The following is a 14737-nucleotide window of genomic DNA, read 5'->3' as shown; positions in this document are numbered from 1 at the left end:
ACCCTGTGCTATATAATATATTTAAATAAGTGTTATCTGTTTAAATTATACGCCAATATAATTTAAACTAAACACCAGATATGAGGATAAGTCTAGTCACTAGGTAGATAGTGGTTAGATGATGTAAAGTTGATAAACGCCAATTTATCTTCTTTATTCCCCTTTTTTATATGTCTAAATTTAATATATATCAATAGACATATAATAATTCTTATTTGATTAATGCTAATGTAGCCGATATTAAAGTTGTTTATCGAGTTAAATTTCAGAATATTTTATAAATTATTTCTAGGTTACAAATTAATATTAGTTTACATTGTCATTAGGTTCTAAAATAGAGTTAATATCATTTTTATCATCTTCTTTTTTTATTTCTAACATATTTAAATCATTAATATCTTTAAACTTATCTGCCTTTCCCTCTTTAATAGTTAAATCATACATGAAAAATTTATTATCCTTTTCTTCCAACTGATATACATACCAATCTTTTTTATCTTTACTATTTAAGTTATCAATCTCAACAGTTTTATATCCAAAAGTTTGAATATCTAATATTTCACTGTCTAGTTTAGGAAGTAATAAAAATTGTTTTCCATCAACTTCTTTTAATTGATATTCTCCTCTAAATTCTTGACCTGCATTATATTTACCTTCTGCTGATTTTACTGTCAATTCATTATTTTTGCCAAACTCCATTGTTGCTTCAAATTTATTTTTGTGAAATACTTTAAAACTTTTGCCATCTATATCTGATTTACCACATCCATATAAAGCAACAATCCCAACTACAATAACTATTAACATCATAAACGATTTACTAAATTTAAACATTTTATAAACACACCTCCAATTAGATAAAATAATTATATTATAAATTATTAAATAAAGTAAGTTGGTAAAATTTATTTTTTACTGGTACAAAGTTAATATTTTTTATACTAGCAATAGTATATTGATTTTGTGCATTTATTTTCATGATTTCCAATCTATTAATATTACTTAATTCTCCTTTCTTATGAGTTATCATATAGACACTCCACTCTACTAATTCATCAATTACATTTAACATATGTCACAACTTCACATTCTTTTGTAATTAATCTATTTATTTAGCTTGTATATTGATTTAATAGAAAAAGTTTTCAATAATCGAGTAGGAGGATAACCATTATTTGATTATCCGTCCTCTCACACCACCGTGTGTACGGTTCCGTACTCGGCGGTTCAATATCTTGCGTAAGCCGCCTCTGCGAGTTGGGTTAATGATTTCAATCCCCACTTGTAGAGGCGTTTTGTTGTAAGTGCACGATGAACTGTAAATGTCAATAAAAGAATGTACAAAAATGATCGTTTAAGTATGTACAAAATTGTCATTCTGTCTTTTCAACTTTCGTAAAATGGTCTTTTAACCGATAAGATTTTCCTGTTATTTTAATGACATTTGAGTGATGTAATATGCGATCTAAAATGGCATTTGCTATTTTAGGGTCTTCAAATATTTCATTCCATAAATTAAAATTAATATTTGTCGTAAAAATGGTACTTTTCTTCTCGTACCTTAAATCAATAAGTTGGAAAAAGAGTTTGGCATCTTCACTATCAATAGGTAAATAGCCTATTTCATCAATAATTAGTAATTTATATTTACTATAGTGCTTGAGTCTATTTTCTAATCGATTCTCTAATTGAGATTTTTTCAAATTTTGTATTAAATCATGACATTTAATGAAATAAGTACTTACTCTTTTTTTCGCTGCTGACATACCAATTGATGTAGCTAGATGTGTTTTACCTACGCCACTTGGACCTAAAAAGACAATGTTCTGTTGGTTTTCTATAAATCGTAAATTAGTAAAATCTACGATTTCCTGTTTATTGATGTTAGGTTGAAATGAAAAATCAAAATCACATAGTTCCTTCTTAAAAGGGAATGCTGCTACCTTAACCATTGATTCAATCATATTCTTTTCTTTAACTGCAATTTCATAATCACTTAATTTAATTAATGTATCGACAAATGTTAAATCGTTAGTGATACTAAAATCTATTACCTCATCTAAATGATTAATCATTTGATTCATTTTTAAATATGCTAGATTATCTTTTAAACGTTGGTAGTTAGTTATATTAGTCATCATACATGTCTCCTATCGTTTTTAAATTATCTAAGGCGAGCTGATTGATATCATCATGGTCTCCATAGGAGACAGCTAGCGTTTCTAAATAATGCTGTTGCTGATAATTTAATTTGCGATTAGTAATAGGATGCTCAACGATTAATTTAGTGTTATAATAAACAAACAAACGTTGATCATAAACTTGAACTTCAACCGTTTTTCCAAAGTATTCAGCTGGTACTGAATATTGATTGGAGCGATATGTAATCATATTCGAACGATTGACTTTCAAATATTTATGTTCTACTTTATATGAGTTTCTTACATGGACATTGGGTAATGGCTGTAAGAAGCTCTTTTCTTTTTTTACTTCAATTACTGGTATTTTACCTGTCCCATTATGCACTGAGTAATTCAAATGATCATTTAATTCGGCAATAAATTGTGGAATTTCATGTAAGTATAATTGTCCTTGATAGGCATGAATTTCATCTAATATTTTCATAATAGATTCTACTTTACCTTTTGTTCTAGGACGGCCAGCTATACACGGCTTTACTTTAAAATTAAAATCATCAGCGAATTGTTTGAATTTAGGATTAACTTGTCCACTAAACGTTTCAGTCCTAGGTTGACTCATCACTGTTTTCATATTATCTGTAACAAGTTCCTCTGGAACACCTTCAATAGATTCAAAAGCTTGAACCATTAAATTAAGTAACACATCTAAAGATTTACTCATCGTAACTTGCATTATTTTAAAGCGTGAATAAGACAGAAGTAATACGCCAATATTTAAAGATACCTCCTGATGATCCTTCGTTTTAAATCTTATATCTTCCTTCCAATCAAATTAAGCTTGGCAACCTGGTTTTGTTTCAAATCTAGTTGTCCCAACAGGCGTTGACTTTTGTCGTCCTTTTTTAAAATAATTATTGAATGAATCATGTTTTCTTATATATGTTCTAAATGTGGAATACGCACAATTTAGACCATGATTATCTTTAAGGTACTGCCACAGCACACGTTTATAAAAGAATTTCTGTTCACATTCTTCAGACAATAAATCTTTTATTAAATCATAATAGGGATCAATTTTAGATTGTTTTTTTCTATTAACCGAAGGTTTAAAGCCATTTAAATACTTTTCTACTGTTCTTCGATCTACATTCATTTGTCTTGCGATTTCACTTTTATTAATTTTCATGTTTAAGCTCTCCATAACAATTTTTAATTTTGGTAAATCTGAAAGAGTTGTAACTTCATAATCCGTATTTATATCTAAAGATAATTTCATTGTTATTCACCTCAATAAAATTATCTCTAAATTTTAAAGATTGTACATACTTAAACAGTCAAAAGTGTACATTATTAAATTATCATTTCCACAATTGTCCCCATTTTGTTAATTAATTGGTCTGTGTCGAAAGTTAAGTCTGGTAAGTTTAATTTGATATCCAATCTACTTAATAACTCAATGTATTGTTTTTCTTGGAAGTCTTGTTGGAATGGTGGCACGAATTGATTGTGTGTATACTGTTTACCTTCGTTGTTTTCAAAAACGATTGTGAAATATCTGTTCTCTTTATCGTTAAATTCAACCTTTGCAACTTTTACAGTAAATTCTCCAGCTCCGAGAAAATCTCCACCTTTTAAGAATGCCTCTTGATTAGTTTCATTAATATGTTGTGTTTGTCCTGTAATTTTCATATTTATATACCGTCCTTTATGTTATTTTTGTATAATATATTTAATTCTAATTTTTGAAAGTGAGTGATATTTTTTGAAATACAAAATCCGATTGTTAAATACTCAAGGTTCTGCATATGGAAAATATGATATAGAATTACCAAATTATTGTCCTTGGTGTAAATCCAATATAAGTCCTTCTATACTAACTACAACTCCATTTGATACAAGTAATAAAGACTTTCCAGTGTCATTAACTCTACAATGCCCTAGTTGTAATAAGCACTTCTTGCAAACCTATAAGGTTAATTTCACAGACGGAGGTTACATTGCTGAACTTAAAATGGATAATGACAAACCTATACCTGAAACATTGTTCGAATATCCAAGTGAAATTGATAAAATAAGTAAAGAATTCAAAAATATTATTATTCAAAGTTCAAATGCAGAAGGTTTAAAATTTGATCATTTAGCTGGTATCGGATATAGAAAAGCAATTGAATTTCTTGTTAAAGACTATTTAATTAAATGTAAAAATGAAGATGAAACTAAAATATCGACGCAACAACTTGGACAATGCATTTCCAAAATTGATGATGCAAGAATTAATAATTTAGCACGTGCAGCTAGTTGGATTGGAAATGATGAAACGCATTATGTTAGAAAACATGTTGATAAAGATGTACAAGATTTAAAGAAATTTTTACACGCTTTAACTGCTTTAGTAAGTTTAGAAATTAGTGTTCATGAAGCAAATGAATTCATTAATAAAGACTAAATATTTTTTTCAAATATAAACGTGTCATTTAAGTCATAATATCTTTCAACTTTTCTAATAGGATCTTCATTTCCATTTCCTTTCAAACAAATAATTTTAATTAATTTAACTACATCAACTGCTTCCGGCGGTTGATGTGTTATATTAGTTTTTTTCATAGTATATTACCATCCTTTTTAGTTTTATTAGTTTCCGTTTCTGATTGCTTGTACTACATCGTTAATACTTGGATTGATAAAGCGTTTATTACTTATTGTTACGTTACTAGCGTGTCTTATCTTAGTTTCAAATAGATTAGATGGCTCAGCGTTTAACACGTATTGATATCTCTTTTCTCCGTTCTCTTCATGTTCTTCTATAGTCATTCTTGCTAACACATCAGATTGACTTACAACTGCTTTTTTAATCTGATCTTGCGCCTCAATGGTGATAGTAGGATTGATTGTGCTACCCTCATCATCTTTATCTTTGTTGATGCCTTCATGACCACTTATCGCTAAATGGAATTGGTATTTTTCTTGTAGCTTAGAGATAAAGCGATAAATACTCACAATACGTGTAGCGCATTCGCCCCAATCATTAAATGTTGGCTTTCTGCTCTTGCCGTCCATGATGTCGTCCATTGTGATGTCTCGTAGCTTTTGAATAGTTTCTATTACTACTACATTGATTTCTTTTCCGTTAGCTCTTAGTTTTTCTATAACTTCCGGTAAGTGTTTAATTAAGTATGAAAAGTGTTTGTAGTTTTTAATTTGAGCTACTGCACCATCTTCGGTTACAGTTGTCCCATCTTCGTTAATATCTAATACTAGAGCGTCATTATTCTTAGTTAAGAATGTTGTTTTACCAGTCACCAAACTTTCCATAAATCGCAAATTTGTAGAATTTATCAGCATTCTGTTTAATAATATCTTTAACGCCTAATTGAGTTAAGATGTCTACTTCTTCATTAGCTTGTTCAGTCATATTCAACCTTCTCATATGTGTCATCTTCCGTATGTGTATGTTTGACTGCTACATGTGCGTTCATATCGATGACTGACTTGTCTATGCCGTCAAACTCTCTTCCGTCTCTTCTATCAGTTGAATACTTAATCGTATCGTTCTGTTCGGTAGATCGGTTAGTTACATACAAGCCAGTTTCTCTGTGCTTAATTAGATGAGTTACTGTTTGTTTCATCAATTAATTCCTCCCCTGCAATAACAAGTTTCATTTGTTCGTATACTTCTTGAGCCTCTTCGTCGGAGTGGTGAGGATAAATCATTAAAGATTTATTTGAATGTCTGTAACTGTCATCAAAATGTGTGAAATCAACCGTTACACTTCCATCGTCCCTCTTTTTAAATTGGCACCACGCCTCTATATCTGAATGTAAAAGTAATTCATTTAGCTCATTAGCAATTCTTAATAATGTATGTTTCATAGTAATCACCATTTCATGACTAAATTCATTAGTCGGTCTCTTTCATCAGTATTTTCTTCAATCCATTCGCGCATAGCTTGTTGTAGATTGTCTGTAGCAATGTATATGTCGCTTTCTTCTTCGATGTTCATGCCAGCAATATATCTACCTTCCAAATCTAATACGCTAATCAACACGCCATAGTCTTGTTTCTTCACTGCCAATTGAAGTCAAAGCCCTCAAATCTGATAACTTTCTGTGCGACGTCTCCAATTTTGTAATACATACTTGACTACCTCCGTTATATTTCGTATATTTTAATTAAGTTATATTTCGTATATTTTAAATTTTTGACTGTTACTTGTTGGCGCAAGTTTTAGTCTTTTTTATTTGTCGAAAAAAGTGGTTGTTGTAGAAAATGAATGCTACGATACTTGCGAATGCGCCTACTGCCAATGCTGTAGTAAATTACAGAAACGGTAGTAGGACAATGCTTATTACTGTGAAGATTAATGTTGCGATTAAGTAACTAGCGTATTCTTTACTCATTTTTTCACCCCTTTCCTCACTTGCTGTTTTTTTATCTCCATCTTTTTCTAAGGGTGCTATAATACCTTCTTCTCTTAATACTTCGTGGATAAGACCTCGTTCATATAAGAAGTTAAACCAATATGTCGCCATTTCATCGCTCATTGATATCACCTCCTTTAACCGAAAATCATATGAAACTTATCTTCTAAAAATTGTTTCATTTTACTTCTGATAAATCTATATTCATCATTGTTATTGATTGGATAATGTACAAAGGTTTCAATCTCTTTTTTGAATACTGGAACTTCTAAAATATTAGCTTTCAACCAATTACGTGATTTACTTGTTTCTGCCTCAAGGTCTTTCATAGTCCACCATGTTTTAGTGTTCATGATCATCATTCCTTTCGTGTATAATGTTGTTATTTCTTTTGTGAAAGGAGGTGTGTTGAATGAAAGCTGGGTTACATATTTCTAATGATAAATTTGTTGAAGTCGATAATTTAGAAAAAGTAATAAAGTCATCTCAACGCGGAATTGTTGAAATATCAAAGGAAATTATTAAAAACTCCTTGTTCACAAATGGATCATATACTTTTGTTGGTGACAAAGTAGTAGCTATCGCTTCAGTTAAAATCGAATTCATCGAATTTATCGATTAATTTCTTTAAGCAACTCTGCAACTGCTCGTAACAGTTCAGGGTTATTTCTCACTTTCAAATTATGATTTGCATGTCTTAATAAATTCAGTTTAAGTTTGTTTTTTTCTCTAATTATTTTTAGTTTAAGTAGCATCTGTTTCCTCCTTAATCATTCAATTTCGTTTCTAATTGATACGTCATCTCAACGCTTATTTCTGCTATACTCCTTATTAGGAGGTGAGAGTTATGAGTTATAAAGAATTAAAATGTATTGATATTTTGCTTAAATTAATCAGTGATGATTTAAAATTAGACTTTTCATACAAATTAATTTGTAAATGGAATAATCAATTTGTAACGTTAGACTTAACTTTGCCCCTTCATTTAAATGGCGAATTTTATCTTTCGGAGCCTAAAACTATTTCATCTATTTTTGATAATAAAGAAATGCTTTATACAGAAGTCAGTTCCAAATACAATGCATTCAAAGAAAAATTTAAATTTAACCAATTGTTAAACTATTACAAAAACAAAGAAACAAATTATTTAATGATTTACCTTTTAGAAAATAATTATTTTTACAATTTCGACATAGATTGCTCTGATTATGCATATAATATCGTTTCTTTAGACAAAAGCTGGAACATACCGATCGTAAAAATCGATAATGATTTAGAATTTATTTCTTTTCAATTGGTAAAACATGGACAAAATTAGACTCATATTGTAATTTTGCATGAACAAGATTAAGGATCGCGTATGCTTCCTCATACGTTGGTTCTTTTTTCTTTATTGATTGAAGTATTTCGTTAGCCAGTTCCTGATGCTCTGTTTATAAAATTCTTCAAACGCTTTCTCTTTCAATTTGTAAACATGAAAAATATGACCTCTACTTAACTTGTTTTCTCCTTCCATTTGATTTCCTCCTTTAATCCATCAATTTCATTTCTAATTGATACATCGTTTCGTAAGACGGTTGCCATCTTTCAACAAATCTGATTGCTTCTTCATAACGTCCTCGCGGTATACAGTTATAACTCGGAACTTCGAAAATGTTCTTAATACTTTTGTATATCTCTGCGAACAATTTGCGTGATACTTGGTTGTAGTAACCATTGAATTTATTTCTTACAACTTCGGCTACCTTTTGCGCTACTAACTTTTGTATATGTTTAGCTTCTCCGTGCATGATTGGGTATGTTTCTTCAATTCTAGTTACACGTTCGTCTAATTCTGTGTTACCTTTTGCGATTAATTGGATTTGTTCAGATGTTGTTAATGGTTTAACTTGGTATGTCCCAGTTTTACGTAATGTCGGTAAAACTTCTGATGTTACCCAACGTTTAAATCGTTTAGCACTTTCTAATTTTGATGAGAATATTAGACTATACAATCCAGATTCGTTGATGATGGTCATTTTTTGAGTTCCACCAGGGGTGCCCTGAATTGGGGCATCCTTTTTATCTTCACTATCAACATATTTTGAAATCGCATTCCGTGCTTTTGAATACCCTAATACTTCAGCCACATCTTTTCCAACAAAATACGGTTCCTCATCAACTGTTAATGTTCTTACTGGTAATTCTTCGAAATTAAATGTCTGTAAATCGTTCATTTTGTTTCCTTCTTTTATCACTTTAAGTGATATTGATATTAAATTTTTTAGCTTTTATAAAATCAACTTCAGTGTTGAATAATTTGGCTAAAGCATAAAGTTGTAAACCTTTTAATTCAGCATCATCTTTTTCCCATCTTATATTAGATTGTTTAGTAACTCCTAATTTATCAGCTACATCTTGTTGTGTCATTTTCGAATTAGTACGCCATACTTTTACTGGAAATTCTTTAAAATTCTCTGGCATTTCGTGTCACCTCCTGTGGACATTTACAACTGTACTATCACTTAAAGTAATATATTAACACTTAAAGTGATATTTATTTTGAAAAAGTAATATTTTGTGTTGTAAAGTGATATCACTTATGGTAAATTAATATTACATTAAGTAATACTAAAGGAGCAAAAACATGGAATATAAAAGTGCTAGAAAAATTTTATCGGAGAATTTAAGACAACTTATGAAAGAAAACAACATCACTCAAGTAGAATTATCTGAAGCTATAGGCGTAAGTCAATCCACAATCTCTAACTGGCTAAAAGAAGTGAAATACCCTAGAATTTCCAAAGTACAAGAATTAGCTAATTACTTTAATGTTCCTAAATCTAAAATCACAGAAGATAAAAGTATGCAACAAGATACTATCGCTGCTCATTTAGATTATTCAGATTTAACAGATGAAGAAATGGAGGAAGTACAACAATTTATTGAATTTGTTAAGAATAGAAAGAAATAACAAAGGATTGTTTTTATGGGACGATATGAAGATTTAATAATTAAATATAATTCAATAACTATTAACGAAAGTTTAGATATGCCTCAGTTCTTATCTGGCATATATATGAATGGAGAAATTTTCATTAATGGTAATAAAGATGATGAAACCAAATTAGAAACACTAGCTTAAGAAATAGCTCACCACAAAATCACTTACGGTAACATTATAGATGACAAAGACATGTTAAACCGTAAGTTCGAGTTGAAAGCTAGACGCTTAGCCAATGAAGTGTTGATAACGCTCAACGATATTGTGAAAGCATTTAAACAAGGTATACATAATCTACATGAGTTAGCTGAATATTTTGAAGTAACGCAACAGTTTGTTTTAAATACAATCGAACATTACAAGCAAAAATATGGATTAAACGCTCAATGTGTTGATTATGTAATTAAATTTGAGCCATTGAGAGTATTTAAATATAAACAAATATAAATAAAGGTGGTTGACGGATCTGGACTTTAATAAAAAAGAAAAAGCATATAAATCGTTTTTAAATTCTACAACTAAGTTAATTGATACATTTAATAAAGCAAATAAGAAAAACAGAAAAATAAAATATTTACCAGAGTGGATAGATTTTTATGCCTCCCATCTGCTAGAAGAAAACTCATATTCCACCAATAGAAGGTATTCTGTATACAAAAAAGGGACAATTGTTTATGTTAATTTAGGAAGCAACATTGGCAAAGAATTCTCAGGTAATCATTTTTGCATAGTTTTAGATAATAAGGATAATCCAAATAAAGAAACTATTACAGTAATTCCCTTATCTTCAAAACAATCAAAGCATTACATTCAACTAGAATCTTCTATATTGGACATTACTATTATTAAATTAAATAAAGAAGTTGATCAATTATACAAGGAAGCTGACAATTTAAAAAACATGGCAAATGACATTATGAACAAGCATGAAGCAACAATAAAAGAAAAAGCATCTAGAAACATGTTACTTTATAAATACGGTTATATTACAGAACATTATATGAACAAGTTATACTATGAAATTGAAAATCTAATAAAAGACGAGGCCGAAGCTTATAAAAACAATATAAACTATATGATAAAACGGGCAAAAAACATGAAAGTTGTTGAAACTGTTTTCCAAAAACACAAAGACAAACAATCATACGCTAACGTTTCTGCTATAACAAGTATTAGTAAAAAAAGAATACAAAAAATAAATGATGAAGATCCCACTGGAAAAATTCAAATAAATGAAAAAGATTTAGAAAAAATAGAAAAACAAATATTAATAAGGTTTATAAAAAAGTTGAAATAATAAATTATATCTGGTATATTTAGTTTAATAATTCGCGGTGAAATCCCGCTTTCTACTTTAACAAGTAGCTCATTCCCGGTGAAATCCCGGTGACCAGATGTTAACTCATCTGGTCTTTTTTTATGAAATTTTATCGGGTAGTACACCTACCCTTATTATTTTTTACTTTTTTTGAGGAGGAGATCAAATGTCAATAAGAAAACAACCAAATGGAAAGTGGCATTACGATTTTGGATATGAAGGCAAACGTTATAAAAAGAAAGGTTTTAGAACTAAACGTGATGCAACTCAAGCAGAATCTATAGCACGCAATAAAGTGATGAAAGGTTTTGTAATCAACAATAAAACATCTTTTATCGACTATTACAATGATTGGATTAAAGTTAATAAGGAAGGTGTCGTTACAGACAAAGCCTATGCAACATTCAAAAATGCAATCAATCAATTTAAAACCTTTTTAGAGACTGAAAATTTCAGTGATGTTATTCTATCTGATTTAAACACTACCTTTTATCGCAAATTTATTAAATGGTATGGATCAAATCATTCGACAGAAACAGTTAGAAAAATACACAACTTCTATAGACGATGCAATTCAAGAACGTTTAATACACAAAGACCCTACTTACAAAGTTGTTGTTAAAGGAACTATACCCGCACAACGCGAAGAAGAAAAATTCATGAGTATTAAAGATTTTATCGGATTGAAAGAATACGTTGCTAATACTCCTATCCAATCCTATGTATTTATTTATATATTAATCATCACTGGTGGCCGTTTCGGAGAAGTACAACGATTGTGCAAATCTGATTTAAATTTTAAAGATTGTACAATACATCTACCAGGTACTAAAACAGAAACATCTGACAGAACAGTTGATGTTCCACTAACTGATATGAAAATATTACAAAATACTTTGGCGAAAATGCCAACAAATTTATCCACTCAATTGTTCAACACTGGAGTTTCGTTAATTACACACAACGCAGTAACTAAAGTTATGCAAAAATATTGTTTAGAAAAACGTATTGGCAAATATACATTACACAGTATCAGACACACACATTGTTCTTACTTGTTACACAATGATGTATCAATCTATTACATTTCAAAAAGGTTAGGTCATAAAAGTATAAAAACTACAATGGACGTTTATTCTCATTTATTAGATGAAATAGAACAAAAAGAAAAAACAAAAGCTCTTGGAGCGTTAGAAAATATGAACGGGAACGTTATTTAAGTTTTCGGGGACGTTATATAAAAAGTTAACATATTACGGGAACGTTTCGGGGACGTTCATTTTAGTTTACGGGTTTTAACGAAGTATAACAAGATATAACAAAACCCCGTCAAATCAACGTTTTGTTTAACGAGATTTAACGAGGAATAAGCAAATAACGGAAACGGAGGGATTCGAACCCTCGCGCCGCTCTCGCGACCTACACCCTTAGCAGGGGCGCCTCTTCAGCCAACTTGAGTACGTTTCCATGGCTCCACAGGTAGGACTCGAACCTACGACCGATCGGTTAACAGCCGATAGCTCTACCACTGAGCTACTGTGGAATAATTATTAATGTGGCTCAACATCAAGCACAAATATTATTATAACAAGATTAACTCAATTTGCAAGAGAAAGTACAAAAAAATATGCAGAACATTTACACTATAGTTATAAAACATTCCGCATATTTTAATTATAAACAATTTATTTATCTTCAAATAAAGAATATCGCGTTAAAGCTTCAAAAATATTGAGTGTTGCTTTATTATAGTCAATTGGTTGATCTGGGTTTCTAGATATCATACGGGATTGTTTATCAACAAGATAGTAGTATAAAATAGCATTTGTATATTGATGCCATAAACTGTGGTATGAAACGTGAAGGATGATACTTTCGTTATTAATAAAAGTAACACGACATTTGCGGTTTTTTAATTCTTTAATTTCTTCAATGTAATGCATATTAATCCAGATGTTTTCTCGTTGTCTATCAGAATGTGTTGGAAAAAAGTAAGTTGGAAAAAGTGGCGTCAATAAAATTGGTGGTTTACTTGAAATGGCAGTAATACGATTAGTTTCAGCTTTTTTACCTAAATACGTATTGCCGTAAAATTTACAGGAGCGTTCGATTATTTTTTGAACTTTAAATGGATTATGTATCCTAGTTTGATCAAAGCGTATAATTTCACTGCCATTAGGTTGATCATATTCATCTGTAACTGGACGAATAACCATATCTCCCTTGCGAATAACATAAACACTTTGTGAATGCATAGGCATTACCTCACTTTATTAAATTATTCATTATCAATCATTTAAACAACTGATAATACAAAATATTTTATAATAATATTATCTAATGTCAAGTTATTCCTTTAGTATAATTTTACATTAATATAATTAAAATAGTCAGAATATTCATTGATTTCAAAATTAAAAAAATGTATACTAACTATAAATTAGAGAAAGGTAGTGATTTAAATGAAATACAATACACATGTTAAGCACACAACACTCGAACAATTTGTGACTACTGTTAATGATTTAGGTATTGAATTAATCATCGATGAAGCCTTGAGAGAAGTTAGAAAACAACAACTTGAAGATTTAATTGACCAAGCTCTAGTTAACAAGAATGAAGAAGCATTTCACATGTATGTTACAGAATATAGTAATCTGGAGGCTTTTACAAGTGAGTAATAAAATATGTTATTCCATCATTAATATTTAAAGGACTACTCTTACTCCATATAATATGTAAGAATAGTCCTTATTTACTATTATGACATTAATCTAATTAATTCGTGACGATCGATATCTCCAAAATAATGGTATAAATCATATTCTGCTAACGCTTCTTCAATATGTTCGAAATCATGCAAACATCCAACTAATGCATTCTCTAAATCAGTAACATCTCCTACACCAAAGAAATCACCAAATATTTTAGCATGTTCAATCTTACCTCTTTTAACATCAAATTTAATTTGTACAAATCCTTTGTCAAATTTTTCTTCACGTTCAAAGTTATATTTGGGATTTTTACCATAATTCCAGTCCCAAGTTCTATATTTTTCATTACTTAAAGCTTCTATGTTTGCCCAATCTTCATCAGTCAATATATACTCTTCTACTTCATTTTCTCCAAAAATTGTTTTTAAAATAATCGCTTTAAATTCTTCAATATCAATTGGTTCAGCTAAAAATTCTTCAATATTTGCAACTCGTTTACGTACTGACTTTATCCCTTTTGATTTTATTTTAGCTGGATTTACTTTTAAGGCATTTTGTACTTCATCAAGATCACTATTTAACATTAATGTACCATGACTAAACATTCTATTTTTCACTTTAACCATAGCATTACCAGAAATTTTTGCTTGTCCAACTTGAATATCATTACGTCCTGTTAATTCTGCATTTACACCTAGAGTTTGTAATGCTTGAACGATAGGTTGAGTAAATTTTTTAAAATTATGGAAACTGTTACCATCATCATCTGTAATAAAACTAAAGTTCAAGTTACCTGTATCATGGTAAACAGCTCCGCCCCCTGATATTCGTCTAACTACGTCAATATGATGCTTATCTATGTATGCCTTATTTACTTCTTCAATCGTGTTCTGATTCTTACCAACAATAATAGATGGACGATTAATATAGAATAAGAAATAACTTTCTTCACTTGGTAAATTCTTTAACACATATTCTTCCATTGCTAAGTTTAAAGTGGGATCAGTAATATTGTTGTTACTAATAAATTTCATATTATTCTCTCCTTAATGATCTTTATTTAACACTTACCTTATTTATGCCTTATTCTTAACAAAATTGCCAATCATATACTCATTTTTGACGTTATTTAGCAGTGAAAAGTTACTTAATTATTTTTATA

The 14737-nt window shown here is 29.9% G+C and carries 20 protein-coding genes, 2 tRNA genes and 6 pseudogenes; 10 read left to right on the top strand and 18 right to left on the bottom strand.

Annotated features, from left to right (window positions below; translation table 11 throughout):
* Positions 1–306 precede the first annotated feature (306 nt).
* The 4 genes and pseudogenes from CD113_RS11490 to CD113_RS11465 form a co-directional block, all read right to left on the bottom strand.
* Complete coding sequence (locus tag CD113_RS11490; RefSeq protein WP_002464472.1) at positions 307–834, bottom strand: hypothetical protein; 528 nt, start codon at positions 832–834, stop codon at positions 307–309.
* 539 nt (positions 835–1373) lie between these two features.
* Positions 1374–2138: an IS21-like element helper ATPase IstB gene (gene istB / locus CD113_RS11475; protein ID WP_002464470.1), complete on the bottom strand. Its 765-nt coding sequence runs from the start codon at positions 2136–2138 to the stop codon at positions 1374–1376.
* Positions 2131–3417 (bottom strand): annotated as a pseudogene (gene istA / locus CD113_RS11470) (IS21 family transposase). Before istA ends, istB begins: the two are co-directional and overlap by 8 nt.
* A gap of 89 nt (positions 3418–3506) precedes the next feature.
* Positions 3507–3830: pseudogene (locus tag CD113_RS11465) on the bottom strand (single-stranded DNA-binding protein); the annotation flags it as partial.
* 73 nt (positions 3831–3903) lie between these two features.
* Here CD113_RS11465 and CD113_RS12885 point away from each other — a divergent pair.
* The gene (locus CD113_RS12885; RefSeq protein WP_231910031.1) at positions 3904–4587 is read left to right on the top strand and encodes a DUF4145 domain-containing protein; all 684 of its coding nucleotides are present in this window, start codon (positions 3904–3906) and stop codon (positions 4585–4587) included.
* Here the strand turns inward: CD113_RS12885 and CD113_RS12770 are convergent.
* From CD113_RS12770 to CD113_RS11430, 7 genes and pseudogenes are all read right to left on the bottom strand, one after another.
* The gene (locus CD113_RS12770; protein WP_002464465.1) at positions 4584–4745 is read right to left on the bottom strand and encodes a hypothetical protein; all 162 of its coding nucleotides are present in this window, start codon (positions 4743–4745) and stop codon (positions 4584–4586) included. The two genes, CD113_RS12885 and CD113_RS12770, sit on opposite strands and share 4 nt — an antisense overlap.
* A 27-nt stretch (positions 4746–4772) precedes the next feature.
* A pseudogene (locus tag CD113_RS11455) lies at positions 4773–5553 on the bottom strand (ATP-binding protein).
* Positions 5546–5767, bottom strand: a complete 222-nt coding sequence (locus tag CD113_RS11450; RefSeq protein ID WP_002464464.1) for a DUF2483 family protein — start codon at positions 5765–5767, stop codon at positions 5546–5548. The pseudogene CD113_RS11455 and the gene CD113_RS11450 overlap by 8 nt, the downstream one beginning before the upstream one ends.
* Positions 5739–6011 (bottom strand): hypothetical protein, encoded by a 273-nt coding sequence (locus CD113_RS11445; RefSeq protein ID WP_002464463.1) that lies wholly within the window; start codon positions 6009–6011, stop codon positions 5739–5741. The genes CD113_RS11450 and CD113_RS11445 overlap by 29 nt, the downstream gene beginning before the upstream one ends.
* A gap of 5 nt (positions 6012–6016) precedes the next feature.
* Positions 6017–6276 (bottom strand): annotated as a pseudogene (locus tag CD113_RS11440) (DUF1108 family protein).
* A 71-nt stretch (positions 6277–6347) separates the two neighbouring features.
* A pseudogene (locus tag CD113_RS11435) lies at positions 6348–6539 on the bottom strand (DUF1270 family protein).
* Positions 6540–6697: 158 nt separating this feature from the next.
* Positions 6698–6913 carry a DUF771 domain-containing protein gene (locus CD113_RS11430; protein ID WP_002464459.1) on the bottom strand — a complete coding sequence of 72 codons (216 nt, stop codon included), beginning with the start codon at positions 6911–6913 and terminating at the stop codon, positions 6698–6700.
* A gap of 59 nt (positions 6914–6972) precedes the next feature.
* Between CD113_RS11430 and CD113_RS11425 the strand changes: the two genes are divergently transcribed.
* Positions 6973–7182: a hypothetical protein gene (locus CD113_RS11425; RefSeq protein WP_002464458.1), complete on the top strand. Its 210-nt coding sequence runs from the start codon at positions 6973–6975 to the stop codon at positions 7180–7182.
* Here the strand turns inward: CD113_RS11425 and CD113_RS12685 are convergent.
* A complete protein-coding gene (locus tag CD113_RS12685; RefSeq protein ID WP_002464457.1) occupies positions 7172–7315 on the bottom strand; it encodes a hypothetical protein in 144 nt (47 codons plus the stop codon). The two genes, CD113_RS11425 and CD113_RS12685, sit on opposite strands and share 11 nt — an antisense overlap.
* Positions 7316–7407: 92 nt before the next feature.
* Between CD113_RS12685 and CD113_RS11420 the strand changes: the two genes are divergently transcribed.
* A complete protein-coding gene (locus CD113_RS11420; protein ID WP_002464456.1) occupies positions 7408–7878 on the top strand; it encodes a hypothetical protein in 471 nt (156 codons plus the stop codon).
* 211 nt (positions 7879–8089) lie between these two features.
* On the opposite strand, the gene CD113_RS11410 is transcribed toward CD113_RS11420, so the two are convergent.
* Both CD113_RS11410 and CD113_RS11405 read right to left on the bottom strand, forming a co-directional pair.
* Complete coding sequence (locus CD113_RS11410) at positions 8090–8776, bottom strand: BRO family protein (RefSeq protein ID WP_095092763.1); 687 nt, start codon at positions 8774–8776, stop codon at positions 8090–8092.
* Positions 8777–8798: 22 nt separating this feature from the next.
* Entirely contained in the window at positions 8799–9023 is a 225-nt protein-coding gene (locus CD113_RS11405; protein ID WP_002463692.1) for a helix-turn-helix transcriptional regulator, read from the bottom strand.
* A 163-nt stretch (positions 9024–9186) separates the two neighbouring features.
* Between CD113_RS11405 and CD113_RS11400 the strand changes: the two genes are divergently transcribed.
* From CD113_RS11400 to CD113_RS11380, 6 genes and pseudogenes are all read left to right on the top strand, one after another.
* Positions 9187–9513, top strand: a complete 327-nt coding sequence (locus CD113_RS11400) for a helix-turn-helix domain-containing protein (protein WP_002463690.1) — start codon at positions 9187–9189, stop codon at positions 9511–9513.
* Between the two features lie 15 nt (positions 9514–9528).
* A complete protein-coding gene (locus CD113_RS12995; protein ID WP_002463689.1) occupies positions 9529–9684 on the top strand; it encodes a hypothetical protein in 156 nt (51 codons plus the stop codon).
* A 3-nt stretch (positions 9685–9687) separates the two neighbouring features.
* Positions 9688–9990 carry an ImmA/IrrE family metallo-endopeptidase gene (locus tag CD113_RS11395; RefSeq protein WP_327078664.1) on the top strand — a complete coding sequence of 101 codons (303 nt, stop codon included), beginning with the start codon at positions 9688–9690 and terminating at the stop codon, positions 9988–9990.
* A gap of 10 nt (positions 9991–10000) precedes the next feature.
* Positions 10001–10840 (top strand): type II toxin-antitoxin system PemK/MazF family toxin, encoded by an 840-nt coding sequence (locus tag CD113_RS11390; RefSeq protein WP_002463686.1) that lies wholly within the window; start codon positions 10001–10003, stop codon positions 10838–10840.
* 187 nt (positions 10841–11027) lie between these two features.
* Positions 11028–11483 (top strand): phage integrase SAM-like domain-containing protein, encoded by a 456-nt coding sequence (locus CD113_RS11385; RefSeq protein ID WP_002463683.1) that lies wholly within the window; start codon positions 11028–11030, stop codon positions 11481–11483.
* A gap of 37 nt (positions 11484–11520) precedes the next feature.
* Positions 11521–11997 (top strand): annotated as a pseudogene (locus CD113_RS11380) (site-specific integrase); the annotation flags it as partial.
* Positions 11998–12239: 242 nt separating this feature from the next.
* Here CD113_RS11380 and CD113_RS11375 read toward each other — a convergent pair.
* The 3 genes from CD113_RS11375 to CD113_RS11365 all read right to left on the bottom strand — a co-directional run bounded on the left by CD113_RS11375 (position 12240) and on the right by CD113_RS11365 (position 13116).
* A tRNA-Ser gene (locus CD113_RS11375) sits at positions 12240–12328 on the bottom strand.
* 1 nt (position 12329) lies between these two features.
* Positions 12330–12404, bottom strand: a tRNA-Asn gene (locus tag CD113_RS11370).
* Between the two features lie 142 nt (positions 12405–12546).
* On the bottom strand, positions 12547–13116 hold the full coding sequence (locus CD113_RS11365; protein WP_002461533.1) for a competence protein ComK: 570 nt from the start codon (positions 13114–13116) through the stop codon (positions 12547–12549).
* 207 nt (positions 13117–13323) lie between these two features.
* On the opposite strand from CD113_RS11365, the gene CD113_RS11360 reads away from it, so the two are divergent.
* Entirely contained in the window at positions 13324–13542 is a 219-nt protein-coding gene (locus CD113_RS11360; RefSeq protein ID WP_002461531.1) for an IDEAL domain-containing protein, read from the top strand.
* An 80-nt stretch (positions 13543–13622) separates the two neighbouring features.
* On the opposite strand, the gene CD113_RS11355 is transcribed toward CD113_RS11360, so the two are convergent.
* Positions 13623–14609, bottom strand: coding sequence for a lipoate--protein ligase (locus tag CD113_RS11355; protein ID WP_002461530.1), 987 nt, complete (start codon positions 14607–14609; stop codon positions 13623–13625).
* Positions 14610–14737 lie beyond the last annotated feature (128 nt).

The organism is Staphylococcus simiae (assembly GCF_002902085.1).
Lineage (GTDB): Bacteria > Bacillota > Bacilli > Staphylococcales > Staphylococcaceae > Staphylococcus > Staphylococcus simiae.
Note: the sequence above shows the minus strand (reverse complement) of the source record. Positions and strands in the feature narration are given on the sequence as shown.